The 22,580-nt window shown below is 67.3% G+C and carries 26 protein-coding genes; 11 read left to right on the top strand and 15 right to left on the bottom strand.

Annotated features, from left to right (window positions below; translation table 11 throughout):
• Positions 1–47: 47 nt before the first annotated feature.
• Complete coding sequence (locus DYS74_RS08325) at positions 48–566, bottom strand: MarR family winged helix-turn-helix transcriptional regulator (protein ID WP_121532757.1); 519 nt, start codon at positions 564–566, stop codon at positions 48–50.
• Positions 567–647: 81 nt separating this feature from the next.
• Positions 648–926 (bottom strand): FAD assembly factor SdhE, encoded by a 279-nt coding sequence (locus DYS74_RS08320; protein WP_121532980.1) that lies wholly within the window; start codon positions 924–926, stop codon positions 648–650.
• 146 nt (positions 927–1,072) lie between these two features.
• On the opposite strand from DYS74_RS08320, the gene DYS74_RS08315 reads away from it, so the two are divergent.
• Together DYS74_RS08315 and DYS74_RS08310 are read left to right on the top strand one after the other, a co-directional pair.
• Positions 1,073–2,275 carry a pyridoxal phosphate-dependent aminotransferase gene (locus DYS74_RS08315; RefSeq protein WP_121532755.1) on the top strand — a complete coding sequence of 401 codons (1,203 nt, stop codon included), beginning with the start codon at positions 1,073–1,075 and terminating at the stop codon, positions 2,273–2,275.
• A gap of 11 nt (positions 2,276–2,286) precedes the next feature.
• On the top strand, positions 2,287–2,712 hold the full coding sequence (locus DYS74_RS08310) for a hypothetical protein (protein WP_121532753.1): 426 nt from the start codon (positions 2,287–2,289) through the stop codon (positions 2,710–2,712).
• Between the two features lie 170 nt (positions 2,713–2,882).
• Here the strand turns inward: DYS74_RS08310 and DYS74_RS08305 are convergent, their stop codons facing one another.
• The 4 genes from DYS74_RS08305 to ppk2 all read right to left on the bottom strand — a co-directional run bounded on the left by DYS74_RS08305 (position 2,883) and on the right by ppk2 (position 6,632).
• The gene (locus DYS74_RS08305) at positions 2,883–4,265 is read right to left on the bottom strand and encodes an MATE family efflux transporter (protein WP_121532752.1); all 1,383 of its coding nucleotides are present in this window, start codon (positions 4,263–4,265) and stop codon (positions 2,883–2,885) included.
• A 44-nt stretch (positions 4,266–4,309) separates the two neighbouring features.
• Complete coding sequence (locus DYS74_RS08300) at positions 4,310–4,885, bottom strand: cytochrome b/b6 domain-containing protein (protein WP_394342947.1); 576 nt, start codon at positions 4,883–4,885, stop codon at positions 4,310–4,312.
• 67 nt (positions 4,886–4,952) lie between these two features.
• Positions 4,953–5,408: a c-type cytochrome gene (locus DYS74_RS08295; RefSeq protein ID WP_121532748.1), complete on the bottom strand. Its 456-nt coding sequence runs from the start codon at positions 5,406–5,408 to the stop codon at positions 4,953–4,955.
• A 195-nt stretch (positions 5,409–5,603) separates the two neighbouring features.
• Positions 5,604–6,632, bottom strand: coding sequence for a polyphosphate kinase 2 (ppk2, locus tag DYS74_RS08290; RefSeq protein WP_121532746.1), 1,029 nt, complete (start codon positions 6,630–6,632; stop codon positions 5,604–5,606).
• A gap of 167 nt (positions 6,633–6,799) precedes the next feature.
• On the opposite strand from ppk2, the gene DYS74_RS08285 reads away from it, so the two are divergent.
• From DYS74_RS08285 to DYS74_RS18480, 3 genes are all read left to right on the top strand, one after another.
• The gene (locus DYS74_RS08285) at positions 6,800–7,465 is read left to right on the top strand and encodes a glutathione S-transferase family protein (protein ID WP_121532744.1); all 666 of its coding nucleotides are present in this window, start codon (positions 6,800–6,802) and stop codon (positions 7,463–7,465) included.
• 177 nt (positions 7,466–7,642) lie between these two features.
• On the top strand, positions 7,643–9,601 hold the full coding sequence (gene parE / locus DYS74_RS08280; RefSeq protein ID WP_121532742.1) for a DNA topoisomerase IV subunit B: 1,959 nt from the start codon (positions 7,643–7,645) through the stop codon (positions 9,599–9,601).
• Positions 9,594–10,265: a hypothetical protein gene (locus DYS74_RS18480; RefSeq protein ID WP_147435475.1), complete on the top strand. Its 672-nt coding sequence runs from the start codon at positions 9,594–9,596 to the stop codon at positions 10,263–10,265. Before parE ends, DYS74_RS18480 begins: the two co-directional genes overlap by 8 nt.
• A 90-nt stretch (positions 10,266–10,355) precedes the next feature.
• Here DYS74_RS18480 and DYS74_RS08275 read toward each other — a convergent pair whose 3' ends face one another.
• From DYS74_RS08275 to DYS74_RS08260, 4 genes are all read right to left on the bottom strand, one after another.
• The gene (locus DYS74_RS08275) at positions 10,356–10,763 is read right to left on the bottom strand and encodes a cytochrome C (protein ID WP_121532740.1); all 408 of its coding nucleotides are present in this window, start codon (positions 10,761–10,763) and stop codon (positions 10,356–10,358) included.
• Between the two features lie 91 nt (positions 10,764–10,854).
• Positions 10,855–11,508: a 3-oxoacid CoA-transferase subunit B gene (locus DYS74_RS08270; RefSeq protein ID WP_121532738.1), complete on the bottom strand. Its 654-nt coding sequence runs from the start codon at positions 11,506–11,508 to the stop codon at positions 10,855–10,857.
• Positions 11,509–11,520: 12 nt separating this feature from the next.
• Positions 11,521–12,171 (bottom strand): 3-oxoacid CoA-transferase subunit A, encoded by a 651-nt coding sequence (locus DYS74_RS08265; protein WP_121532736.1) that lies wholly within the window; start codon positions 12,169–12,171, stop codon positions 11,521–11,523.
• Positions 12,168–12,446 carry a hypothetical protein gene (locus tag DYS74_RS08260; protein ID WP_121532734.1) on the bottom strand — a complete coding sequence of 93 codons (279 nt, stop codon included), beginning with the start codon at positions 12,444–12,446 and terminating at the stop codon, positions 12,168–12,170. Before DYS74_RS08260 ends, DYS74_RS08265 begins: the two co-directional genes overlap by 4 nt.
• Before the next feature lie 207 nt (positions 12,447–12,653).
• On the opposite strand from DYS74_RS08260, the gene DYS74_RS08255 reads away from it, so the two are divergent.
• The 3 genes from DYS74_RS08255 to DYS74_RS08245 are packed head-to-tail and all read left to right on the top strand — an operon-like array spanning position 12,654 to position 15,506.
• The gene (locus tag DYS74_RS08255; protein ID WP_121532732.1) at positions 12,654–13,673 is read left to right on the top strand and encodes a TRAP transporter substrate-binding protein; all 1,020 of its coding nucleotides are present in this window, start codon (positions 12,654–12,656) and stop codon (positions 13,671–13,673) included.
• On the top strand, positions 13,670–14,215 hold the full coding sequence (locus DYS74_RS08250; RefSeq protein WP_245965234.1) for a TRAP transporter small permease: 546 nt from the start codon (positions 13,670–13,672) through the stop codon (positions 14,213–14,215). Before DYS74_RS08255 ends, DYS74_RS08250 begins: the two co-directional genes overlap by 4 nt.
• A gap of 10 nt (positions 14,216–14,225) precedes the next feature.
• Entirely contained in the window at positions 14,226–15,506 is a 1,281-nt protein-coding gene (locus DYS74_RS08245; RefSeq protein WP_121532976.1) for a TRAP transporter large permease, read from the top strand.
• On the opposite strand, the gene ftrA is transcribed toward DYS74_RS08245, so the two are convergent.
• Entirely contained in the window at positions 15,499–16,506 is a 1,008-nt protein-coding gene (gene ftrA, locus DYS74_RS08240) for a transcriptional regulator FtrA (RefSeq protein ID WP_121532730.1), read from the bottom strand. The two genes, DYS74_RS08245 and ftrA, sit on opposite strands and share 8 nt — an antisense overlap.
• A gap of 64 nt (positions 16,507–16,570) precedes the next feature.
• On the opposite strand from ftrA, the gene DYS74_RS08235 reads away from it, so the two are divergent.
• Positions 16,571–16,975: a rhodanese-like domain-containing protein gene (locus DYS74_RS08235; RefSeq protein WP_121532728.1), complete on the top strand. Its 405-nt coding sequence runs from the start codon at positions 16,571–16,573 to the stop codon at positions 16,973–16,975.
• A gap of 54 nt (positions 16,976–17,029) precedes the next feature.
• On the opposite strand, the gene DYS74_RS08230 is transcribed toward DYS74_RS08235, so the two are convergent.
• Positions 17,030–17,227 carry a hypothetical protein gene (locus DYS74_RS08230; protein WP_121532726.1) on the bottom strand — a complete coding sequence of 66 codons (198 nt, stop codon included), beginning with the start codon at positions 17,225–17,227 and terminating at the stop codon, positions 17,030–17,032.
• Positions 17,228–17,477: 250 nt separating this feature from the next.
• On the bottom strand, positions 17,478–18,089 hold the full coding sequence (locus DYS74_RS08225) for a 50S ribosomal protein L25/general stress protein Ctc (protein ID WP_121532724.1): 612 nt from the start codon (positions 18,087–18,089) through the stop codon (positions 17,478–17,480).
• A 204-nt stretch (positions 18,090–18,293) separates the two neighbouring features.
• On the opposite strand from DYS74_RS08225, the gene DYS74_RS08220 reads away from it, so the two are divergent.
• Complete coding sequence (locus DYS74_RS08220) at positions 18,294–19,193, top strand: bifunctional helix-turn-helix transcriptional regulator/GNAT family N-acetyltransferase (RefSeq protein WP_121532722.1); 900 nt, start codon at positions 18,294–18,296, stop codon at positions 19,191–19,193.
• Here the strand turns inward: DYS74_RS08220 and DYS74_RS08215 are convergent.
• The gene (locus DYS74_RS08215) at positions 19,184–20,347 is read right to left on the bottom strand and encodes an alpha-hydroxy acid oxidase (RefSeq protein ID WP_121532720.1); all 1,164 of its coding nucleotides are present in this window, start codon (positions 20,345–20,347) and stop codon (positions 19,184–19,186) included. The genes DYS74_RS08220 and DYS74_RS08215 overlap by 10 nt on opposite strands.
• 175 nt (positions 20,348–20,522) lie before the next feature.
• Positions 20,523–21,314 (bottom strand): tryptophan synthase subunit alpha, encoded by a 792-nt coding sequence (trpA, locus tag DYS74_RS08210; RefSeq protein ID WP_121532718.1) that lies wholly within the window; start codon positions 21,312–21,314, stop codon positions 20,523–20,525.
• A 136-nt stretch (positions 21,315–21,450) separates the two neighbouring features.
• Here trpA and ychF point away from each other — a divergent pair, with 136 nt between their 5' ends.
• Complete coding sequence (gene ychF, locus DYS74_RS08205) at positions 21,451–22,548, top strand: redox-regulated ATPase YchF (protein WP_121532716.1); 1,098 nt, start codon at positions 21,451–21,453, stop codon at positions 22,546–22,548.
• The last annotated feature ends 32 nt before the right edge of the window (positions 22,549–22,580 follow it).

The raw sequence follows: 22,580 nt of genomic DNA, 5'->3' as shown, positions 1-22,580 counted from the left end.
CACGGCGCGCCGGGGCCCGGCAAGCCCGCCCCGGCGTCAGTCGCGCGTCAATAGATGTAGCGGATCTGTTCGCTCCACGAGCGCTCCATCCGGCGCAGGGTGCGGTTCATCTCCTCGATCCGGGCAAGGTCGAGCGTGCCGCGCGCCTCCATGCCGCGCGCCTGACGGCGAAAGATCTCGGCCACCGCGTCGCGCATCCGCCGCCCCTTCGAGGTCAGCCGCACCCGCACCGAGCGCCGGTCGACCTCGCTGCGCTGATGGTGCATGTAGCCGGCTTCGACCAGCTTCTTCAGGTTGTAGCTGACGTTCGAGCCCTGGTAATAGCCGCGCGATTTCAGCTCGCCCGCCGTCACCTCGTTCTCGCCGATGTTGAACAGCAGCAAGGCCTGCACCGGGTTGATGTCGAGCACAGCGGTGCGCTCGAACTCGTCCTTGATCACGTCGAGCAGCAGCCGGTGCAACCGCTCGAGCAGCGACAGGCTGTCGAGATAGCCGGCCAGAAGCGCCGGCGGGCAATCCCGCTCCGCCTCGTCGCGCAGCGTCGTCATGGGGGTTTGAAAGGTCATCCGTCTCTCCCGCCGCTCGTTCCCGCATCGAGACTCGCGAAGAAAAGACAAATTTCCGTTAAACCGGCCCGGTCCGTCGGCTCAGGCGCGCACGTTCAGGTGCCGCGAGCGCGCGAAATCGGCGATCACCGCCAGAAGGTCGGCATAGACCTCCGGGCAGGGCAGCGCCCCCGACACCCACAGATAGAGGTCCTGGTCGTTTTCCTCGAGCAGCGCGTCATAAAGCGTCAGCGTCGCCTCGTCGAGCACGGCAAGCTTCTCGTCCGCCCAGGGGCCGAGGATCAGGTCCATCTCCTTGGTGCCGCGCCGCCAGCTGCGCATCCGCATCCGCTTCAGCCGCGCTTCGCTCGTCTCGACGATCATAGCCGCCCCCCTGTCATGAACCCGTCACGGGCTGTGCCACCTCGGCGGGGCGCACGTCAACCCCTGCCCTGCCTGCGTCTCTTGATCGCATGCGGGGGCAGGCGTAAAGGATGCACCCGGCAGATTCAAACCGGAGCTCTCCCATGGCCTTCCTTTCCGACACGCTTGCGCGCGTGAAACCCTCGCCGACGATCGCGGTGACGAACAAGGCCCGCGAACTGAAGGAGGCCGGGCGCGACGTGATCGGCCTCGGCGCGGGCGAGCCCGATTTCGACACGCCCGAGAACATCAAGCGCGCCGCGATCGCCGCGATCGAGAGCGGCAAGACGAAATACACCGCCGTCGACGGCATCCCGGAACTGAAGAAGGCGATCTGCGCCAAGTTCGAGCGCGAGAACGGCCTGAGCTACAAGCCCTCGCAGATCACCGTCGGCACCGGCGGCAAGCAGGTGCTCTACAACGCGCTCGTCGCCACGCTGAACCCCGGCGACGAGGTGGTGATCCCCGCCCCCTACTGGGTGAGCTACCCGGACATGGTGCTGCTCGCCGGCGGCACCCCGGTCTTCGTCGAGGGCCGGATGCAGACCGGCTACAAGATCACCGGCGCGCAGCTGGAAGCGGCGATCACGCCGAAGACAAAATGGGTGATCTTCAACTCGCCCTCGAACCCCTCGGGCGCCGCCTATTCGCGCGACGAGCTGAAGGAGCTGACCGACGTGCTGATGCGTCACCCGCAGGTCTGGGTGATGTCGGATGACATGTACGAACACCTGACCTTCGGCGATTTCGAATTCGTCACCCCAGCGCAGGTCGAACCGGGCCTCTACGACCGCACGCTGACCTGCAACGGCGTCTCGAAGGCCTATGCGATGACCGGCTGGCGGATCGGCTACGCGGGCGGCCCGGAAGCGCTGATCAAGGCGATGGGCAAGGTGCAGTCGCAGTCGACCTCGAACCCCTGCTCGATCTCGCAATATGCCGCGGTCGAGGCGCTGAACGGGCCGCAGGATTACGTGATCGAAAGCCGCAAGGCCTTCGAGCGCCGCCGCGATCTGGTGGTTGCCGCGCTGAACACCTGCCCCGGCATCACCTGCCCGACGCCCGAGGGCGCGTTCTACGTCTATCCCTCGATCGAAGGCTGCATCGGCAAGACCTCGGCCGGCGGCGTGAAGATCGAGAACGACGAGGCCTTCGCCGCGGCGCTGCTCGAGGAGGCCGGCGTGGCCGTCGTCTTCGGCGCGGCCTTCGGCCTTTCGCCGAACTTCCGCATCAGCTACGCTACCTCGGACGCCGCGCTGACCGAGGCCTGCGCGCGGATCAAGGCCTTCTGCGAAGGGCTGAAGTAACAGGGGGCATGATGGCGGGCGATCTGCCGGACTACTATTTCCGCATCCGCGAGAACGGCGCGGCGGTGTTCAAGGTCGATACCGAGAACCGCCAGCGCCGGATCGAGATGGACCAGATCGCCGTCGTCAACACCCGCAACGGCGAGATCAAGCCGCAGGGCGACCGGCGGCTTACTCCCGAGGACCTGGCCGAGATCGAGGCCTGGATGGCAAGGCGCGTGGCCCTTCTGGCCGCGCGCGACATCGACGACATCCTGCGCGCCGTCGACTATCTGAACCTGACCACGCATTGGGTGCAGACCAAGGCGAGCGAGGCGCAGCTCGACGAGGTGACCGACAGCCTGTTGCTGGCGATGCATGACCTGCGCACGGTTCTGGTGCGCAAGAAGGCCGAGCGGCTGATGAAGGGCATGCCCTCCGAGGGCAACACCGACTGAACCGGCCGCAAGGGGGCGCCGCCCCCTCACCGCGTACCGCGGCTCACCCCCGGGATATTTTCAGCAATTGGAAGCGGGAAGGTGCCGGTTTTCTCGAAGACCCGGGGCTTTCGCCTTGCCCGAAATACCTCGGGGGTGAGCGGCGCAGGCCGCGAGGGGGCGGCGCCCCCTCACGCCGCATGCAGCCAGGGACCGCGCCAGAACCGCAAGGAGAGCAGCGTCGCGGCGCAGACCAGACCGCAGGCCAGCCCGAGCCAGAGCCCCACGCCCCCCAGCCCGAGCGGGAAGGTCAGCACATAGCCCGCCGGAATGCCGATCAGCCAGTAGCAGGCGCCGGCCACCCACATCGGCACACGCGTGTCCTGCACCCCGCGCAGCAGCCCCATCGCCATCACCTGGGTCGAATCGAAAAGCTGGAACAGCGCCGCCACCGCAAGCAGGCGGGTGGCGAAGCCCAGAATCGCCTGTGCCTCGGGTTTCGCCGTGTCGAGGAAGGGGGCGATCAGCAGCTCCGGCACGCCGAGGAACAGGCCGACCGACAGCAACGCGAAGAGGAAGGACAGCGCCTGCGCCACCGCCGCGCCCCCGCGCAGCCGGGCGAAATCGCGTGCCCCTCTCGCCCGCCCCACCTGCACCGTCGCCGCGTTCGACAGCCCCATGTGCACCATGAAGACGATCGAGGCGAGCTCGAGCGCGATGCCATGCGCGGCGAGCTGCTCGGTGCCGATCCAGCCCATCATCACCGCCGAGGCCTGGAACATCCCGGTCTCGAAGAGCGCGGTGAGCCCGATCGGCATGCCGACGCGGAAGACGACGCGGAAGGCCTCCCAATCGGGTCGCCAGAAACGCTGGAACAGGTGGAAGCGGCGCAGCTCGGGCAGCCAGGCGGCGTAGATCATCAGCAGCACCGCGGTGACGATCTGCACCACCACCGAGGCCAGCGCCGCGCCGCGCAGCCCCATCTCGGGCGCGCCCCAATGGCCGAAGATCAGCGCCCAGTTCAGCGCGGCGTTCAGCCCGACGCCGGCGAGGGTCACCCACATCACCATCTGCGTGCGCAGCTGCGCGCTGAGATAGGCGCGCAGCACCGCGATGATCAGCGCCGGCACCATGCCCCACATCGCGACGCGCAGATAGTCCTGCGCCAGTGCCGCGGTGCCGGGCGCCTGGCCCAGAAGCCGCAGCAGCGGCCCCGCGAAGGCCAGCACCGGCATCACCGCCAGCCCGAACAGGATCGACAGCCACAGCGCCATGCGCGCGTCGCGGCGCACCTGGGTCTCGTCGCCGGCGCCAAGCGCCGCGGCGATCAGCCCCATCACCGCATAGGAAAACCCCGAGCCGAGAAGAAAGAGGATGAAGAACAGCCCCGAGGCCAGCACCGCCGCGGCCAGCTCGGCCACACCATAGCGGCCAAGCATCATCGTGTCGGTGACATGCAGCGCCATCTGCGCGAGATTCGAGCCGACAAGCGGCAGCCCGAGCGCCAGAAGCGCACGGACATGGGCGACGACGGAAAGCCGCGCCGGGGGGATCTGGGCCTGCGGTGAAGACATGGGCGGACGCTAGCCGAGCCCGCCGGCCGCGGCAAGGCGGATGCTCAGTCGCGACGCCGGCCGGTGATCATCGGGGTGACCAGATCCTCGCGCTTCCACAGCCGGTAGAAGGCGATGGCGCCGATGTGCAGCACGACGAGCGCCGCCACCAGCCAGGCAAGACGGTGGTGCCAGGAGAGCGCAAAGCGGTTCCAGTCGGTCGAGACCCAGCCCGCGAGCGGCCCGGTGTTGATGTAGTCCTCGGGGTCGAGGAACAGCCCGGTCAGCACCTGCGCGCTCAGCGCCAGAAGCAGCGCGAGCACCGACCAGCCACCCAGCGGGTTGTGGCCGGTCACCTGCACCGCGCGGCGCGCGGGCAGCGTGCGGGCATAGGCGAGAACCGCCCTCGGCCCTTTCACGAAAGAGGCAAAGCGCGCATTGCGCGGCCCGACGAGGCCCCAGATCAGGCGGAAGATCAGCAGCCCGATCACCGTGTAGCCCAGCCAGAAATGCCAGGTCATCTGCAGCGGCCCGAAATGGCCAAGCAGCCAGGCGCCGATCACGGCGACCGCCAGCAGCCAGTGGAACAGCCGCAGCGCCGGGTCCCAGATCTGCCGGCTCGTCTCGGGGGTGTCGCTCATCATCCGCTCCGTCGCAAAAGATGACCCGGGCGCCGCCGCCCGGGCCGATTTCAGATCTGCACTCCGGTCATTCCGGCAGGCGATACTCGTCGTGGCAGGCCTTGCAGGTGCCGCCGAACTTGCCGAAGGCCGCGGCGAAGGCGCCCGCATCCTCGCCACCGGCCGCCGCGACCAGTGCCGCTCCGGCGTCCTTGAAGGCCTTTTCCTTGGCCAGGAAGTCATCGAAATTCGACCAGATCGCGGGCTTGGCGCGGTTGTCGTCGGGGATCTCGGCGGCCGAGCTGCCCTCGGGGAAGAAATCCTTGAAATCGCTCGTCAGAAGCGGGGCAAGCGCCTCCGCCTCGGTCTTCGCCGCGGCCGGGTCATAGGCCTTGGCGAGTTCGCCCATCTTCTTCATCTCATAACCGAGCTTCTTGAAATAGGTCTGGCGCGCGCCGACGGCCTCCATCGGGCTGGCCACCGCGAGGGTGACGGCCCCAAGGACCATGGCGGCAGGAAGGGTCACGGTAAAGAGCTTGCGCATTCAACGACTCCTGTTGTTGGGCTGGCACCCGATCATACGCATCTGCGCGCCATTTCCGACGCGACATATCGCATCTTCGGAACGTGCCATGCCGCCGTGCGGCTGGTCCAGCCCGCAGGAGACGGATTTCACGAGATTTTCAACCGGGGCGGGAGCGGCGGCAGGAAACCGCCGCCCCCGCCCCCTCCCCCTCGGTCAGGGCTTTGCCGGCACCACCCGCCGCGTGGCCGGATGCAGCGCGGCCCCCAGGATATGGTCGGCCTGATGGATCACATGGCTCGCATGCCCCACAAGCAGCGGGTCGGGCGGCGTGGCAATCGCCGGGTCCTTGTCGGGATAGTCGAGCGTCGACAGGAAGTGCCGCATGCAGTTCAGCCGCGCCCGCTTCTTGTCGTTCGACTTCACGATCACCCAGGGGCTGTCGGCGGTGTCGGTGTAGAAGAACATCGCCTCCTTCGCCTCGGTATAATCGTCCCACTTGTCGAGCGAGGCGAGGTCGATCGGGCTCAGCTTCCAGCGCTTGAGCGGGTCGCTCGCGCGTTCGGTGAAGCGGCGGCGCTGCTCCTCGCGGGTGACCGAGAACCAGTATTTGTAAAGCCGGATCCCCGAGCGCACGAGCATCCGCTCGAATTCCGGGGCCTGGCGCATGAACTCGAGGTATTCGGTCGGCGAGCAAAAGCCCATGACCCGTTCGACTCCCGCGCGGTTGTACCAGCTGCGGTCATAGAAGACCATCTCGCCCGAGGTCGGCAACCAGTTGACATAGCGCTGGAAATACCATTGCCCGCGCTCCTCGTCCGAGGGCTTGTTCAGCGCCACGACCCGCGCGAACCGCGGATTGAGATGCTCGTTGAAGCGCTTGATCGTGCCGCCCTTGCCGGCCGCGTCGCGCCCCTCGAAGAGGATGACGAATTTCTGCCCGGTCTCCTGCGCCCAGAGCTGCACCTTCAGCAGCTCGGCCTGCAACAGCGCCTTCTCCTTCTCGTAGGCGGGGCGGCCCATCCGGTGCGGATAGGGGTATTTCCCGCTCTCGAAAGCCAGCCGGATCGCGTTCGGATCGAGCTTCGGAAAGCTCTGCGGCCCCTTCAGCGCATCCTCGCCCGGCTCGGTCTCGACGGGCGCCGCGACCGGCTCCGCCACCTCCGGCACGACCTCTGCCGCCGGTGCGGGCTCCTGCTGCGGCTCTGCCCCCGCCAGCGTGTCTGCGATGCTCTGATCTTCCATGCGCGTCCCTCCGTCTGATCCGCGTGATCTTGCCGCAAGGCAGCGAAACTGTCCTTGACCCGTGTCAAGAAACCGTCACGAAACCGCCGTGCACGGGCCCCCTTCCGTTCCCCGTCCGCTTCGGGCAGGATGCCCCTCCGGAACAGGCAGGGACAGGGAGAACCGCCATGATCACGCTCTATGGCGTCTATCGCTCGCGCGCGTCGCGCAACATCTGGGCGCTCGAGGAGCTCGGCCTGCCCTGGCAGCTGAAGACGGTCATCCAGGCCTACCGGCTCGAGGCGAAGGGGATCGACCCGAAATCCCCGGGCGCGCCCTTCAACACCCGCTCGCCCGATTTCCTGCGGCTTTCGCCCGCGGGCGCTATCCCGGTGATGGAGGACGCCGGCCTGCTGCTGACCGAGTCGCTCGCGATCAACCTCTACCTCGCGAAGAAGGCCGGCGGCCCGCTGAGCCCGCGCGACGCCCGCGAGGAGGCGCTGATGATGCAATGGGCGCTTTACGGCGCGACCTCGATCGAGGAGCCCGCCCTCGCGATCCAGTTCGCCCTTGCCGCCGGCAAGCCCGATGGCGCCGAGGGCGCGATCGCCGGCGCCGTCGACCGGCTGAACCGGCCGCTCACCGTGCTCGAAACCCATCTCGGCGCGCACAGCCACATGGTCGGCGGCCGCTTCACCGTGGCCGACATCAACATGGCGGAAATCCTGCGCTACGCCCAGGGCCACGCGCCGCTGATGGCGCGCTTCCCGCGCGTCGCGGGCTGGCTCAAGCTCTGCCAGGACCGCCCCGCCTTCCGCAAGATGTGGAGCACGCGCGAGGCCGAGCCCGCGTAAGCCACGCATACCCGCCCTGCCTGCATCGGCAGCCGGAACGGCCCGGCTGCCTTTTTCTTGGCCGAAACACTCCGGGGGGGCCGCCACCGGCCGCGGGGGGCAGCGCCCCCCTGCTTGCCCCCCCTCCCCAAGCTGCGCTATCCCTGACCTCCATACCCAAGAAGGAAAGCGAGCAGCATGGCCGACGATCTTCTCTCCGCGCAGCCGTCCGAGACCTATGACGCCTCCTCGATCGAGGTGCTCGAAGGGCTCGAGCCGGTGCGCAAGCGTCCGGGCATGTATATCGGCGGCACCGACGAGCGCGCGCTGCACCACATGGTCGCCGAAATCCTCGACAACGCGATGGACGAGGCGGTCGCCGGCCACGCCACCCGCATCGGCGTCGAGATGAACGCCGACGGCTCGGTCACCGTCACCGACAACGGCCGCGGCATCCCGGTCGATCCGCATCCGAAATTCCCCGGCAAGTCGGCGCTCGAGGTGATCCTGTGCACCCTGCACGCCGGCGGCAAGTTCTCGAACAAGGCCTATTCGACCTCGGGCGGGTTGAACGGCGTCGGCTCCTCGGTGGTCAACGCGCTCTCCGACCTGATGGTGGTGCAGGTCGCGCGCAACAAGGAACTTTACGAACAGCGCTTCTCGCGCGGCGTGCCGCAGGGGCCGGTCGAGAAACTGGGCGCCGCGCCGAACCGCCGCGGCACCTCGGTCACCTTCCACCCCGACCCCGAGATCTTCGGCTCGCTCGCGCTGAAGCCCTCGCGGCTGTTCAAGATGACACGCTCGAAGGCCTATCTGTTCTCGGGCGTCGAGATCCGCTGGAAAAGCGCGCTTGCGGATGGCGACACGCCGATGGAGGCGACCTTCCACTTCCCGAACGGGCTTTCCGACTTCCTGAATGAGGTGCTGACCGGCACCTCGACCTATGCCGACCGCCCCTTCGCCGGCCGCGTCTCCTTCGAGGAGAAATTCGGCGTGCCGGGCTCGGTCGAATGGGCGATCAACTGGACGCCGGCGCGTGACGGCTTCATCCACAGCTATTGCAACACCGTTCCCACGCCCGAGGGCGGCACGCATGAGGCGGGCTTCTGGAACGCGATCCTGAAGGGCATCCGCGCCTATGGGGAACTCTCGAACAACAAGAAGGCCGCGCAGATCACCCGCGAGGACATGCTCACGGGCGGCTGCGCGCTGATCTCGATCTTCATCCGCGAGCCCTCCTTCGTCGGCCAGACCAAGGACAGGCTCTCGACCGAAGAGGCCGCGAAATGGGTCGAAAGCGCGGTGCGCGACCATTTCGACAACTGGCTGGCGGCCGACCCGAAATCGGCGGGCGCGATCCTCGATTTCCTGGTGCTGCGCGCCGAGGAGCGGCTGCGGCGCCGGCAGGAAAAGGAAACCTCGCGCAAGACCGCGACGAAGAAGCTGCGCCTGCCCGGCAAGCTCGTCGACTGCTCGGCCACCAACCGCTCGGGGACCGAGCTGTTCCTGGTCGAGGGCGACTCGGCCGGCGGCTCGGCCAAGATGGCGCGCGACCGCACCCATCAGGCGCTGCTGCCGCTGCGCGGCAAGATCCTGAACGTTCTGGGGGCGGCCAGTTCCAAGCTCGGCCAAAACCAGGAGATCAACGACCTCGCGCAGGCGCTTGGCGTCGGCCTTGGCACCAAGTTCCGCGTCGACGATCTGCGCTATGACAAGGTCATCATCATGACCGACGCCGATGTCGACGGCGCCCATATCGCCTCGCTGCTGATGACCTTCTTCTTCACCCAGATGCGGCCACTCATTGACAAGGGCCACCTCTACCTCGCCTGCCCGCCGCTCTATCGCCTCACGCAGGGGGCAAAGCGCGTCTATGTCTCGGACGATGCCGAGAAGGAGGCGATGCTGGCCAAGGGCCTGGGCGGCAAGGGCAAGATCGACGTGCAGCGCTTCAAGGGTCTGGGCGAGATGGACGCCAAGGATCTGAAGGACACGACGATGAACCCCGAGACGCGCAAGCTGATCCGGGTGACGATCGACGACGATTTCGCCGGCGAGACCGGCGATCTGGTCGAGCGTCTGATGGGCAAGAAGCCCGAGCTGCGCTTCCAGTACATCACCGAGAACGCGCGCTTCGTGGAAGAGCTGGATGTGTGAGGGGAAGAGCTCAATAGCTGGAATGCGCAGGCTCTACCTTGAGCCTTCAGGGAAAACTGCCCCGTCCGGGGACAGCTATACAGTCTCCTACAGTACGAACTGGAAAGAACTCTGGGAGGGCGTTTTCCCAGGGAGTGATTTTTCTGCCATCAGGAACAATGCAAAGCACTATTGTATGGCCCTAGAGGTTTACGCAGCGCTTATCATAGCAAATGCGGAAGCTGAAAACGCTGGCGGAAACGCCGCAAAAACGCTTAGTCCCTCCATAGAAAAAGGGTTCATCCGCGCCTTCATATGTGACGCTTACGCTCTTTACGAAGGGGTCTTTTCTGCGGAATTTAAAAAACAAAATTCCGCGGAAAGATCTTGGCGCAATATCGCATCCAGCGAATTATTCGAAGAATCATACACTAATAAAAAAGCTCTGATAAAGTTAAATACAGATGTCATAGACCCACGCGACTCCGCCATCCACCAGGACTACGCAGAACAAAAGAACATCAACTACATGGCGCTGGATTACGACACATTTTGCAGAAATCACTGCGCAGTTAAAAAACTCATAACTTGGGCCCGGAAAAGGCCGGGGAAGCAAATTCCCTCTCTGGGAAATTCCACGCTCCTAGAAGACCCTCCCACAAAAAGAAGTGATTGGTTTTTCTAGTTTAAAGCATTTTGCAAACTCAAGACCGGCAGATCGTTGATTTGAAGCTTTAGGCAAAAGCGTATTGCCTTGCAGCTACGCTCCGCCGCCTCACTTCTCCATCGCCTTGATGTATTCCATCAGCTTGACCAGCCGCAGCGGCGTGGGCGTCGGGATGCCGTCGCCGCTGTCGTAAAGCACCACCTGGCCCTCGGTCAGCGCCTCGAAGGGGGGCATGTCGCCCGCCTGCGCGCCGACCATCTCGCCGTGCTGCTTGTAGCCGACGATCTTCGACATCACCCGCGCCTCGGGGAAGACGCCCTCGTTCAGCGTGGTCAGATCGGCAAGCGGCGTCGGGTTCAGCTTCAGCTCCTGGGCGATCGGGCCCGGATCGCGGCCATTGCCGTGACAGCCCGCGCAATAGCTCGCGTAATCCTCGGCGGGCGTCGGCACGCGCTCGGCGGCAGGCGGCAGGCAGGCGGCAAGGGCGAGCGGGGCGATCAGCATCAGGGCGCGCATCGGGGTCTTCCTCTGTTTCGCCACAAGCAAAGCACGCCGGGCGGGCGGGGGCAAGCCGGCGTCCCGCCGCGCCCCCGGCCCCGGGCAGGCCTCAGGCGAGAACCATCTCGGGCACCTCGTCCGGCACGACCAGCGCCGCCTCGGTCTCGGCCAGCACCGCCTCGACCGAAACGCCCGGCGCGCGTTCGCGCAGAACCAGCCCCGCGTCGGTCGGTTCGATCACCGCCAGCTCGGTCACCACCAGATCGACCCGGCGCAGCGTGGTCAGCGGCAGCGTGCAGCGCCGCACGATCTTCGACTCGCCCTTGGCCGAATGCTGCATGCCGACGATCACCCGCGCGGCGCCGGTGGCCAGGTCCATCGCCCCGCCCATGCCCGGCACCATCTTGCCCGGCACCATCCAGTTCGCCAGATGCCCCGCCTCGTCGACCTGCAGCCCGCCGAGCACCGTGGCATCGACATGGCCGCCGCGGATCAGAGCAAAGCTCATCGCGCTGTCGATCGAGGCCGCCCCCGGCACCAGCGCGACGAAACCCGCCCCGGCGTCGGTCAGGCTCGGGTTCTCGAGCCCCTCGGGCGGCAGGCCACCGAGCCCGATCACCCCGTTCTCCGCCTGGAAGAACACGCCCCGTTCGGCTGGCACATAGCGCGCCACCAGGCTCGGCAGGCCGATGCCCAGGTTGACGAGCGCCCCGGGCGCGATTTCCCGCGCGATGCGCCGCGCGATCAGTTCCTTCGCGTTCATCTCTGCTCCTCCTCAGCCGCGCATCAGCAGGTGATCGACCAGCACGCCGGGCGTCTTCACGGCATCCGGGGGGATCGCACCCACCGGCAGGTAATGTTCCGCCTCGGCGATCACCACCCGACCGGCAAGCGCGATGATCGGGTTGAAGTTATGCGCGGTCAGGGAATAGGTCAGGTTGCCGATGTAATCGGCCTGATGCGCGCCGATCAGGGCGAAATCGGCGGTGATCGGCAGCTCGAGCAGGAAGCGCTTGCCCTCGACCTCGATCACCCGCTTGCCCTCCTCGACCTCGGTGCCGAGCCCGGTCGGCGTCAGCACCCCGCCGAGCCCCGCGCCCCCCGAGCGGATCCGCTCGATCAGCGTGCCCTGCGGGACCAGCTCGACCGCGATCTCGCCCGCCAGCATCTTCGCCTGGGTCTCGGGGTTCAGCCCGATATGCGAGGTGACGACGCGGCGCACCGCGCCCGCGGTGATCAGCTTGCCGATCCCGCGCCCGGGATTCGCCGTGTCATTGGCGATCACCGTCAGCTCGCGGGCCTGCCGCGCCACCAGCGCGTCGATCATCCGCTCGGGCGTGCCCACCCCCATGAACCCGCCGATCAGCAGGCTCGAGCCGTCGGGAATCCGCTCTGCCGCGGCCTCCGGTTTCAGCGCACCCTTCATCCAGAATCCTTTCCGCGGCGATCCCGGCCCCTGCCGGTTCCGCCGTGCCCCTCTGTGCGGCCCCGCGCGCCCCGGAGACCATCCCCATTCGCCGCGACGGGGGCGCCGCGGCCGAAAATGCCGACGCCCGTCGCCGGGCGCAGGACCCGCACCGGATCCGCCATCTGCCGAAGATGCCGCCATGCGCTTTCCCGGGCCGCCGGAATTTCGGCCGCGGGCTGCGCCTCGCTCTCCTCCAGTGCCGCCGCTGCCGGCCGCGCCTCGGCCACCTTCATGAAGCCTCTCATCCTCCGATGCAAGGGCGGGTTCGGCCGTCCGACTGTGCAGCGCCGCACAAAACGGCACAGGGATGCTGCGGATGCATCCGTGCCATGGACCCTTGCGAATTCATGCTCTAACACTTGTCGTGAAGATCATGCCGGACGCGCGCCGGGGCTCCCCCGCGCGCCACGTACCGGCGACATGCAGCAGGGAACCGACACATGGGCAAACACCTTCTTACCACCGGCACCGCGATCCTTCTGGCACTGGCGGCGCCGGCCGGCGCCGAAACCACGCTGACCGTGGCGAACTGGCTGCCGCCGTCGCATCCGCTGGTGTCGGAGGTGATCGTGCCGATGACCGAGAAGATCGCCGAGGCGACGCATGGCGAGGTGAAGGCGACGATCCTGCCCGCCCCGCTCGGGCCGCCCGGCGCGCATTTCGACTTTGCGGTGAACGGCGTCGCCGACATCACCTTCGGTGTGCAGGGCTACAACCCCGGCCGGTTCAAGACCACGAACGTGGTCGAGCTGCCGTTCCTTGGCGAAAGCGCCGAGGACGTCTCGGTCGCCTATTGGAAGGTGTGGGAGAAATACCTCAAGCCCGCCGGCGAATACGATCAGGTCAAGGTGCTCGCCGTGTTCAGCCACGGCCCGGGCGAGATCTTCATGAAGGACGGCGACGTCTCCTCGCCCGACTTCCTGCAGGGCAAGAAGATCCGCGTCGGCGGCGGCATCGTGCACGAGATCGTCTCGGCGCTTGGCGCGGCGCCGGTCGAGGGGCCGTCGTCGAAGGCCTACGAGCTGCTCAGCCAGGGCGTCGCCGACGGCATCACCTTCCCCTATGAATCGGTGAATTACTTCAAGCTGATCCCGCAGCTGAAGAAGGCGGTGGCGGTGCCGGGCGGGCTGTTCAACACCTCGTTCTACATCGTGATGAACAAGGCGAAATGGGACAGCCTGACGCCCGAGGAACAGGCGCAGATCGACAGCGTCACCGGCGAGGCGCTTGCCCGGATGGCCGGGCAGATGTGGGACCGTCAGGATGCGATCGGTCGCGAGGCGATGGCAGGCAAGATCGCGATCGAGCCCGCGACCGAGGCGCAGATCGCCGCCTGGAAGACCGCGCTGCAGCCGCTCGTCGACGCAAAGCTCGCCGAGGCCGCCTCGGCCGGGATCGACGCGAACGCCGCCGAGGCGATGCTGAAGGACGAGATCGCCAAGGAAGAGGCCGCGAAGTGAACGACAAGGCTGCGGAGGTCTTCCTCCGCACCCCCGAGACCGACCCGTCCTCGGGCCGCCACCCCGAGCCCGTGCCGGTGCGCCGCACCCGCGCGCGGCTGGTGCTGGCCGCGATCTGCGGCGCGATGCTGCTGGCGATGATGGGGCTGACCGTGGCCGACGTTCTTGGCCGCTATCTGCTCGGCGCGCCGATCACCGGCGCGACCGAGCTGACCGAGATGATGCTGGCCGCGGTGATCTTCCTCGGCCTGCCGGCGGTCAGCCTCGACCGTGACCATGTCACCGTCGACATCGTGACCGAGCACCTGCCCGACCGGCTGCAGCCCTGGCGCGAGCTGCTGGCGGCGCTGGTCTCGGCGGCGATGCTGTCTGTCGTCAGCTGGCGGATCTGGGTCTATGCCGGGCAGATCGCGGGCTATGGCGGGGCGACGAACTCGCTGCGCCTGCCGATCGCGCCGCTCGGCTATCTGGCCGCGACCTGCTGCGCCATCGGCGCGGCCTTCACCCTTTACGCCGCGCTGCGCGGCCTGCGTCGCAAGTGACGGGGACATGATGGAACATTGGCAGCTTGGCATCGCGATCCTTCTCGTGCTGCTTCTGGGCGGCGTGCCGATCGCCTTTGCGCTGACCGCGGTGGGGCTCGTCGGCACGATCTCGATCATCGGCTGGGCGCCGGCGATGGCGCTGCTCGGCTCGACCTTCTTCGACAATGGCCGCGACTATTCGCTGTCGGTGCTGCCGCTGTTCCTGATGATGGGCAATTTCGTGGTGCAATCGGGCATCGCGAGCGAGCTCTACAATGCCGCCTATGCCTGGCTGCGCCACCGCAAGGGCGGGCTCGCGACGGCGACGGTGATCGCCTGCGGCGCCTTCAGCTCGGTCTGCGGCTCGTCGATGGCGACCGCGGCGACGATGACGCGCATCGCGCTCCCTTCGATGCGGCGCTTCGGCTATCCCGACCGGCTCTCCACCGCCTCGATCGCGGCGGGCGGCACGCTCGGCATCCTGATCCCGCCCTCGGTGATCCTGGTGTTCTACGGGATCATGACACAGCAGGACATCGGCAAGCTGTTCCTTGCGGGCATCATCCCCGGCCTCCTCGGCATCTTCGGCTATGCGATGGCGGTGCGCTTTTCCGTGGCCACGGGCAAGGACGATCTGCCGGTCGAGCCGAAGCTGCCGCTCAGGGACCGCATCCTGGCGCTGAAGGGCACGGCGGGGGCGCTGCTGCTCTTCGTCTATGTGATGGGCGGGATCTATCTGGGCGTCTTCACCCCCACCGAAAGCGCGGGCATGGGCGCGGGCGGGGCCCTGCTTCTGACGATCCTGTCGCGGCGCTTCAGCTGGGGCGCGCTGATCGACGTGCTCTACGACACGATGAAGACGACGGCGATGATGTTCTTCATCCTGTTTGGCGCGCTGACCTTCTCGAACTATGTCAACCTCTCCGGCATGACCCGCGACATCCAGGCCTTTCTCGAGGCCTTCGGCGGCAACCGCTGGGGGGTGATCGTGCTGATCCTGCTGATCTATCTGGTGCTCGGCTGCGTGTTCGAGAGCCTGTCGATGATCATGCTGACGGTGCCGGTGTTTTACCCGATCGTCGCGGCACAGGGGTTCGACCTGATCTGGTTCGGCATCTTCGTGGTGGTGGTGACGGAAATTTCCTACATCACCCCGCCGGTCGGGCTGAATGCCTTCGTTCTGCGCTCGGTGGTGCCGGACGTGGCGCTCGGCACGATCTTCCGCGGCCTCGGCCCCTTCATCGTCGCCGACATCATCCGCATCGCGCTCTTGACGCTGGTGCCGGGGCTGGTGCTGTTCCTCACCTGAGAGCGCGGCCGAACTGCCGCCGCCACGCCCCGGGCGAGAGCCCATAGCGGGCGTGGAAGGCGCGGCGCAGCCCCGCGGCCGAGCCGAAGCCCGCTGCCTCCGCGACCGCCTCGAGCGGCGCCTCCGAGGACTCGAGCAGCTCAGCCGCCCGCGCCAGCCGCGCCTGCGCGTGATAGCGCGCGGGGGTGGTGCCCGTCGCCTCGGCAAAGCGGCGCAGGAAGGTGCGCTCCGACATCCCCGCCAGCGCCGCCAGCGCCCGCGCCGGCGGGGTTTCGGCCAGATCCCGCGCCAGCGCCTCGAGGATCGGCGCAAGCCGCCCTCCCTCCCCCGCCCGCGGCACCGGGCGCAACAGGAACTGCGCCTGCCCGCCCTCGCGCGAGGCGGGCATGACCAGGCGCCGCGCCACAAGGTTCGCCGCCTCGGCCCCGAAGTCGCGGCGCACGATATGCAGGCCAAGGTCCATCCCCGCGGCCGAGCCCGCCGAGGTCAGGATCTGCCCCTCGTCGACGAACAGAACATCGGGCTCCACCCGCACCGCCGGAAAGCGCGCGGCCAGCGCCTCGGCATAGCGCCAGTGCGTCACCGCCCGCCGGCCATCGAGCAGCCCCGTGGCGGCCAGCACGAAGGCGCCCGAGCAGATCGAGGCGAGCCGCGCCCCCCGCGCATGCGCCACCCGCAACGCCGCGATCAGCGCCTCGGGCACCGGCGCGTCAAGGCCGCGCCAGCCCGGCACCACGATCAGCCCGGCCTCCGCCAGAAGCTCCAGCCCGCCATCGCAGCCGATGCGCAGCCCACCCTCGGCCCGCATCGGCCCGGGATCGGCCGCGGCGGTCGCACAGCGATACCAGTTCGGCCCCATCTCGGGGCGGGGAAGGCCGAAGATCTCGGTCGCGATGCCGAACTCGAAGGTGCACAGCCCGTCATAGGCCAGCACCGCGACGCGCGGGTTGCCGATCGGCGGCAAGGCAAGGTTTGGCAGAATCTGCGCGATCGTTGTCATGCTGCCAGCTTACGCGCGCGGGTGCCGGCTGCCAAGATCCGGTCATCGAGAGAAGGAGAGCCCGATGAACCCCGTCCTTGCCCGCCCCGCCCCCGCGCCCGAAAGCCTGATCGCGCCGCTTGCGCTGCAATGCGCGCTGCACACCGATTGCCACGACGTGCATGACGCGATGGCCCTGCCCGATCCGGGGTTCGTGCTGCTGCATGTGATGGGCACGCCCGAGACCTATGCCCGCCGCCATGTGCCGGGCGCGATCTTCCTGCCGCACCGGCAGCTGACGGCCGAACGGCTGGCGGGCTGGCCCGCGGACACGCTCTTCGTCGTCTACTGCTCGGGCCCGCATTGCAACGCGGCCGAACAGGCGGCGCTGGCGCTGGCGCGGCTCGGCCGGCCAGTGAAGATCATGCTGGGCGGGATCCTGGGCTGGGAGTTCGAGGGCTTCGCCTTCGCCACCGCCCCCGCCGCCTGACCCTCTGGCCCAAACGGCACGAAGCGGCCCCCGAGGGGGCCGCCTGCGCTGCCGTCACTCGGCGGCGAAGAGGTTGGTGAACTTGCCGCACCAGTCGTTCGGCTTCACCACCGGCCAAAGGCCGCGGCTGCTGTCATCCTTCTGGGTGACAGGCGGATTCGCGCGGCACAGGCCGCCGTCGTCGAGCTGGCTGGGGGAGTTTGCCACGTGGTCTTCGTAGAACACGCAGGCGTTGCAGGATTGATGCGCCATGATCGCCTCCTTGGCTTGCTGGATTGCAGGTCGCGGATGGCTGGCGGGCATCAAGGCTGGCTGGCTGTCTGAAGGCAGACTACGCCCCCGACTCGCCATCGTCAAGAAAAATTCAACGATTCCAATTAGTTGACTGATTTCATCAGGGTTTCCAGGGAAAGAAAAACAGTCGGATTTGGAGATCCGCCCCCCGGAAATGCGAAACGCCGGGCACAGGGCCCGGCGTTCGTGCAAAGCATGTGAGCCGAAATCAGGCTTCGGCTTCGCCTTCGGCGGCTTCGGCCGAGATCAGCCCCGACGGCGCCGCGATGTTGGCGACGACGAAGTTGCGATCGACGGTCGGCTTGCAGCCTTCCGGCAGCGCGATGTCATTGATGTGGATGACGTCACCGATCAGCTTGCCGGTCAGGTCGACGGTGATGTGATCCGGGATGTCACCGGCCAGCACCTCGAGTTCGACTTCCGGACGCACGACGGTCAGGGTGCCGCCACGCTTCAGGCCCGGCGCGGCCTCGGCGTTGTCGAAGTTCACGTGGATGAACAGGTTGATGCGCGAGGCACGGTGGGTGCGCATGAAGTCGATGTGGGTCGGCAGATCCTTGACCACATCCTTCTGCACGCCGCGGCAGATCACGCGCACATCTTCCTGACCTTCAACCTTCAGGTTGAAGAGGGTCGACATGAAGCGGCCCTTGCGCAGGCGGGTCAGCAGCTTGTTGTAGTCGAAGTTCAGAGCGACCGGCTCCTTGCCGTCACCGTAGACGATGCCGGGCACCATGCCCTGACGACGTGCAGCGCGAGCGGCCCCCTTGCCCGTCCCCGTGCGCACGACGGCTTCGATCGTTTCGATCTCTTTAGCCATTTGGGAATTCCTTACATCTGGCGTTTCGGGCCGCCTCCAAGGGTGCCGGCCCATGAGGCGGTGCGGATAAGCCGAAAAGCCCAGTTTGGCAAGGCAAAAGTGGCCCGCCGACGCCGGCCCCGCCCCGGCCCCGCACGGGCGGGGATTGCATGCGGAGTTCATCTGACATAAGTCAGGTAAAATACCGGACAAAGGTCAGACATCATGCCCGCAAACCTGCCCCCACCCGATGCCGTCGCCCGCGTGCGCCGCTTCAACCGCGCCATCACCCGTGCCGTCGGCGCGCTCAACACCTCGTTCCTCGACCGTGGCCGGCCGCTTGGCGCGGCGCGGGTGCTGAACGCGATCGGTCAGGGCCGCAGCGATCTGGGCGAGATCCGCGCCTATCTCGGCCTCGATTCGGGGCTGATGAGCCGGCTCCTGCGCGGGCTCGAGGCCGAGGGGCTGGTCGCGACCGCCGCCGACGCGCAGGACAGCCGCCGCCGGGTGGTGCACCTGACCCCGGCCGGCGCCGCGGAATTCGCCGAATACGAGCGGCTGTCGGACGCCCAGGCCGCAGGCATCCTTGCCACTCACCCCGATCCCGGGGCACTGCTCGCCGCGATGGACCTGATCGGTTCGGCGCTCGGGCGCGACCGGATCACGCTCGAGGTCTGCGACCCGCGCAGCCCCGAGGCGCTCCGCTGCCTGCAGGCCTATTACGCCGAGCTGGCCGCGCGCCTGCCGCACAGCTTCGACGTCTCGCTCTCCTGCGACCCGCAGGCCGAGGCGATGATGGCGCCCCGCGGCGCCTTCCTCGTCGCGATGTCGGACGGGCTGCCGCTCGGCTGCGTCGGGCTGAAGGGCACCGATGCGGGCTATGCCGAGATCAAGCGGCTCTGGGTGGCCCCGGCGGCACGCGGGCTCGGCCTGGCCCGCCGGCTGATGGACGGCGCCGAGGCGGCGGCGCAGGGTCTCGGCATCGCGCTGCTGCGGCTCGACACCAACAGCGCCCTGCCCGAGGCCATCGCGCTCTACCGTGCCACCGGCTGGACCGAGATCGCGCGCTTCAACGACGATCCCTACCCCGATGTCTTCTTCGAGAAGCGCCTCGCTCAGGCGTAGCTGTCGAAGAAGCCCTCGGGCACCAGCAGGTTCTCGCGCCGCAGCGCCTTGACGTCGCGCTCCCCGCACAGCGCCATCGAGGTGTCGAGCTCCTTGCGGATGATCTCGAGCGCCGTGGTCACCCCCGCCTCGCCCATGGCGCCGAGACCATAGATGAAGGCCCGGCCGATCATCGTGCCGGTCGCGCCAAGCGCCAGCGCCTTCAGCACGTCCTGCCCCGAGCGGATGCCGCTGTCGAGGAAGACCTCGGTCCTGTCGCCGACCGCGGCGAGGATCGAGGGCAGCATGCGGATCGTCGACAGCGCGCCATCGAGCTGCCGGCCGCCGTGGTTCGAGACCACGATCGCATCGGCGCCGAAATCGGCCGCCATCCGCGCGTCCTCGGCATCGAGGATCCCCTTCAGGATCAGCTTGCCGCCCCATTGGTCCCGAATCCGCGCGATCTTCGACCAGTCGAGCTTGGGGTCGAACTGCTCGGCGGTCCAGGTCATCAGCGAGGACGGGTCGTTCACCCCCTTCGCATGGCCGACGATATTGCCGAAGAAGCGCCGCGGCGTGCCCAGCATCTCGAGCCCCCACTGCACCTTCGTCGCCATGTTGACGATGTTGGGCAGGGTCAGCTTCGGCGGCGCCGACAGGCCGTTCTTCAGGTCCTTGTGGCGTTGCCCGAGGATCTGAAGATCGAGCGTCAGCACCAGCGCCGAACAGCCCGCCTTCTTCGCCCGCTCGATGATCGCGTCGACGAAGTCCTCGTCGCGCATCACGTAAAGCTGGAACCAGAACGGCGCCGGCGACTGCGCCGCCACATCCTCGATCGAGCAGATCGACATCGTCGAGAGGGTGAAGGGCACACCGAATTTCGCCGCCGCCCGCGCCGCCTTGATCTCGCCGTCGGCGCGCTGCATGCCGGTCATCCCGACCGGGGCCAGCGCCACCGGCATCGCCACCTTCTGGCCGATCATCGCGCTTTCGGTGCTGCGCCCCGACATGTCCACGGCCACCTTCTGCCGCAGCCGGACCTGGGCGAAATCCGAGATATTCTCGCGGAAGGTCTGTTCGGTGTAGGAGCCGCTCTCGCAATAGTCGAAGAACATCTTCGGCGTGCGCTTGCGGTGCAGCTCCTTCAGATCGGCGATGCAGGTGATGACGGCCATGGGAAAACCTCCGCTTCTGGTAATGTCGCCTTACCAATTCAAGCGGGAAAGATCAATCCGCCGGAAAGCCCCGACTCTCCCGCCCGGCTTTCTCCTTGCCGAAAATACCTTCGGGGGGTGAATGCCGAAGGCAGAGGGGGGCAGACGGCCCCCCTGCGCAGGGCCCGGAACGCCCTCAGGCCGAATGCGCGCCCGCGGCAAGCTCGGCCACGCGGGCCAGAACCTCGGCCGGGGACTTGCCCTCGCCCACCAGCTTCACGATCGCCGAGCCGACGACACAGCCGTCGGCGACGCCCGCGATGGTGCGCGCGGCCTCGGGCGTCGAGATGCCGAAGCCCACCACCACCGGCAGATCGGTCGAGGCCTTGATCCGCGCCACCTCGGGGCCGACATCGCCCGCCTGCGCCGCCTGGCTGCCGGTGATGCCGGTGACCGAGACGTAATAGACGAAGCCCGAGGTGTTCTGCAGCACCTTCGGCAGGCGCTTGTCATCGGTCGTCGGCGTCGCGAGACGGATGAAATTCAGCCCCGCGTTCTTCGCCGGGATGCAGAGCTCCGCATCCTCCTCGGGCGGCAGGTCGACGACGATCAGCCCGTCGACACCGGCCTTCAGCGCATCGGCCACGAACTTCTCGCTGCCGCGGTTATAGATCGGGTTGTAATAGCCCATCATCACGATCGGCGTGACGTCGTCGGTCTTGCGGAACTCGGCCACCATGTCGAGCGTCTTCTGCAGGGTCTGGCCGCCATCCAGCGCGCGCTGACCGGCAAGCTGGATCGTCGGACCGTCCGCCATCGGATCGGTGAAGGGCATGCCCAGCTCGATCACGTCGACGCCCGCCGCGGGCATCCCCTTCATCACCGCGAGCGAGGTCTCGATATCCGGGTCTCCCGCCATGATATAGGCGACGAAGGCCTTCTTCCCCTCGGCCTTCAGCGCGGCAAATCTGGCATCGATGCGAGTCATGTGCGGTCCCCTGCTCTGTCCGCCCGGGTTTGCGGCATGGATGCGGGAAAATCAATGCCGAAAGGGGCGCGGCTTGCCATGCAACGCGCGCCCGCGTAAGAGGCCCGCAACAGCGGATGAGCGAGAGGGCAAGATCATGGGCTTCAAGATGGGGATCGTCGGGCTCCCGAACGTGGGCAAGTCGACGCTGTTCAACGCGCTCACCAAGACCGCCGCGGCGCAGGCGGCGAACTTCCCCTTCTGCACGATCGAGCCGAACGTGGGCGAGGTCGCGGTGCCCGACGCGCGGCTCGAGGCGCTGGCCGCGATCGCCGGCTCGAAGCAGCTCATTCCGACCCGGATGACCTTCGTCGACATCGCGGGCCTCGTGAAGGGCGCCTCGAAGGGCGAGGGCCTTGGCAACCAGTTCCTCGCGAACATCCGCGAGGTCGATGCCATCGCCCATGTGCTGCGCTGCTTCGAGGATGGCGATGTGACCCATGTCGAGGGCCGCGTCGACCCGATCGCCGATGCCGAGACGATCGAGACCGAGCTGATGATCGCCGACCTCGAGAGCCTGGAAAAGCGGCTGGCGAACCTTTCGCGCAAGATCAACGCCGGCGACAAGCAGGCGAAGGAAGACGCGCGCCTGATGCTGGCCGCGAAGGAGGTCCTCGAAAAGGGCCTTCCCGCGCGCACCGTCAAGATCGTCGAGGACGACCGCAAGGCCTGGAACATGCTGCAGCTGCTGACGGCGAAGCCGGTGCTCTATGTCTGCAACGTCGAGGAGGCGCAGGCAGCGACCGGCAACGCGCTGTCCGAGAAGGTGGCGCAGATGGCGCAGGAACAGGGCGCCGCCTCGGTGGTGATCTCGGCCAAGATCGAGGAAGAGATCAGCCAGCTCGACGACGAGGAAGCGAAGATGTTCCTCGAGGAGCTCGGCCTGCACGAGGCCGGCCTCGACCGTCTGATCCGGGCGGGCTATCAGCTTCTGGGCCTCGAGACCTATTTCACCGTCGGCCCGAAGGAGGCCCGCGCCTGGACGATCCGCAAGGGCACGCTTGCGCCGCAGGCGGCGGGCGTCATCCACGGCGATTTCGAGCGCGGCTTCATCCGCGCCGAGACCGTGGCCTATGAGGATTACGTGAAATACAAGGGCGAGACCGGCGCCAAGGAGGCGGGCAAGTTCCGCGTCGAGGGCAAGACCTACGAAGTCCAGGACGGCGACGTGCTGCACTTCCTGTTCAACGCCTGAGCCCATCCGGGACGGACATCCCGGGGGGCGCC

It is taken from the genome of Paenirhodobacter hankyongi, from assembly GCF_003664585.1.
Lineage (GTDB): Bacteria > Pseudomonadota > Alphaproteobacteria > Rhodobacterales > Rhodobacteraceae > Rhodobacter > Rhodobacter hankyongi.
The sequence above is the reverse complement of the archived record's forward strand: the minus strand, read 5'-3'. Positions and strand labels throughout refer to the sequence as shown.